Below are 2,593 nucleotides of genomic sequence, written 5' to 3' on the forward strand. Positions count from 1 at the left end.
GGACGACATCATGCGGACCACGGCGCCTCCGGCGCGGGAGTGATCGACGAGCGCGAGGACGGGGATCGGTCGTTCCGGCAGCCCCGCGATCGCCGGTGCGATCGCCCGGGCGAGTTCGGCCGAAGACCGGCGTCCGTCGCTCACGAGGCAGACGACATCGCACAGCGCGGCGCACGCGGCGAGGTCGCCACGGGGATGCCGCACCCCGAAGTCCGTGATCGACACCTCGAAGAAGCGCGTGATGGGGGCGGCTTCGGCGAGCCACGCACCCACCGTCCCGTCCGGGAGAGCAGGGCGCAGGCCGAACCAGCCATCGCCGGCGGGGAGGCCGCTGACGGCGTCCGCCGTCGTCCGGGCACCGGCACGGGTGTCGTTCGGCGTGGTTGCGGTGATGCCGAGACGTGCTCCCAGGTCGTGCTCGCCGCCCGCGACGTCGATCGCGAGCGCCGGCTCCGGGCGGCGGGCGGCGGCGATCCGCAGCACGTGGTCGGCGAGCGTCGTCGCGCCGGCCCCCGGTTCGAGCGACACGAATCCGATCCGCCGCGCGGTGGAGCGGATGCCGCGGATCGCGGCATCCCACTCCGTCAGGCGATGGTGCCCCGCGCGTGCGCTGCCGAACACGGCGGCAGGCGCGTCCCGCAGATCGAGGGTCGTCACGATCCGCCGCCGAACATGCCGAGCAGTTCGGTGTACACGCCGAGCGCGCCGAGGAGCAGTGGAAGGAGCGCGATCACCGCGAGCGTCTCGACGAGGTTGCCGAGTCCGCGCAGCCGCGCGCGCGTGTGGGCGGCGGGCCGCGCGAGCACCGCGGCCGCGACGAGCACCGCTGCCAGCGTCGCGACGCCCACGCCGATCCACGCGAGCGCACTCGTGAGCTGCGTCACCACGGCGACCGCGGCGATCGCGGCGGCGACCGCCCACAGCGACCACACCTGCACGCGGAGAGGGAAGGCGCGCGAGCGCAGGGCGGCGACGAGCGCGAAGGCGAACGCGAGCAGCCCGCTCCACAGCTCGGACGCGAGGACGAGTGCGACTCCCGACACGGCGAGGACGGCCGACACGGTGGCGACGCTCCACGTGAGTGCCGAGTAGGCATCGTCGACCGACGAGAACGCCCGCGGCCGGTCGACGCGCTCACCGGCGGCCACGCCCCGGTCCAGGCGTGTGAGGCCTGCCGCGGAGAGCGCGATCCAGGGCAGGGGGCCCGTGGCGAAGGCGGCCACGGTTCCCGCGACGGCGGCGGATGCGGCAGCGCCGACCCCCGCGAGGAGGAGTACCAGAAGGATCGATGCGAGCACAGCCCCGACCGCGCCGCCCGCGGCTGCGCCAGGGCGGCGGAGCGCGACGCCGAGCCCGAGGAGGACGACCGTGGCGCCTGCGGCGATCGCGACCGCGGCGCCGATGAGCGCGGCGTCGGCGGGGAAGCCTGCCGAGCCTGCCGCCGTGGACGCCGCGAAGCCGAGCGGGACGACGAGCCCCGCCGCGGCGGCGCTGGCGCACACCGACACACGCGCCAGTCCCATCAGACCGAGACTCATCGCGATCGCGACGAGCCCGGCGAGTGCGATGAGGAGCACCCACGCGGCGGTGACGGCGCCGCCGTACGGGGCGATGAGCCCTGCCACCGCGGCAGCCAGCGCGATGCCGGTGCCGCCCGCCACGGCGCGGGACCGGTCGTCCCAGCGGTCAGGGCGCGCCTGATGCGCGTCGGCGGCGGCATCCGTCACATCGATCACGACGGGAGGGGGCGGAGCGGCGTCCAGGCGCACGAGGCGCACCAGGGCGCCGTCGGGCAGGTCGAGCTGCTGGGGCGATCGCCCGATGTCGAGCTGCTCGCCATCGGTCGCGACGAGCGTCAACGGGCGGGCGACCGTGCCGCGCGTCTCGCCCAGGAGGTCGAGCAGGCGAGGGAGAACGGCGCCGAGCGGCTCGTCGCTCGAGACGACGACCTCGGCGCGACGGGTGCTGCCTGCGACGGTCAGCCGGGTGTACGGGCTCACGATGCTTCCCAGGGGGTCTTCTCGAACGGTGGGGCCGATACGGCGGAGGGGGTGCTGGAGGGCGACGGCGCCGTCGCCTGCTGCCCCGCGAGCAGCTGTACGACGAATGCGATCCCCACGCACGTCGCGCACGCGACGGCGGCGAGGATGAGCGAGCCCACCAGCCGGCGGGAGTGGTCGTTGACGGTGCGGCGCTCGTCGATCCGTCCGTAGAGGAGGGCCGAGCCGAGCCGCATGCGCTGGATCCTGGCCTGTTCGATGAGCACGGTGTCGCGCTGGTCGGGCATCATGTCCTCCCTTCGTCTGGCATGGCGTCGCGGCCCGCCTGGAGGCGCGCAGCGACGTGCGGTGCGACGGACAGCAGCGCTCCGACGCGCGCGGCGTCGAGCGTGCCGAGCACGTCGGCCAGACGTCGCCACCCCCCGCCATCGGGCGAGCCGAGGTGCAGCAGCACGCCGGGCAGCCGCGGACTCCCCACGACGGCCGCGCCGAACTCCCCGGCCCAGCGGCGGGGGTCGATGCCCGCCGCGCGCACGCCCGGCGGACCGATCAGCAGCGCGAGCGGCTCCGGCTGCATCGCGGCCGTCGACCGG

4 protein-coding genes are annotated in these 2,593 nt (G+C 75.4%); all 4 read right to left on the reverse strand.

The window, feature by feature from the left end; translation table 11 throughout:
• A partial coding sequence (locus AC1DVT_RS19445; RefSeq protein ID WP_477390953.1) for a hypothetical protein occupies positions 1-657 on the reverse strand: 657 nt, incomplete at its 3' end.
• Complete coding sequence (locus AC1DVT_RS19450) at positions 654-2,000, reverse strand: EsaB/YukD family protein (protein ID WP_477390955.1); 1,347 nt, start codon at positions 1,998-2,000, stop codon at positions 654-656. The genes AC1DVT_RS19445 and AC1DVT_RS19450, both read right to left, overlap by 4 nt.
• Positions 1,997-2,287, reverse strand: a complete 291-nt coding sequence (locus tag AC1DVT_RS19455) for a hypothetical protein (protein ID WP_477390957.1) — start codon at positions 2,285-2,287, stop codon at positions 1,997-1,999. Before AC1DVT_RS19455 ends, AC1DVT_RS19450 begins: the two co-directional genes overlap by 4 nt.
• On the reverse strand, positions 2,287-2,593 hold a 307-nt coding region (locus AC1DVT_RS19460; RefSeq protein WP_477390959.1), incomplete at its 5' end, for a DUF6177 family protein. The genes AC1DVT_RS19460 and AC1DVT_RS19455, both read right to left, overlap by 1 nt.

The sequence above is a fragment of the Microbacterium sp. P2_F9 genome (genome assembly GCF_056403635.1).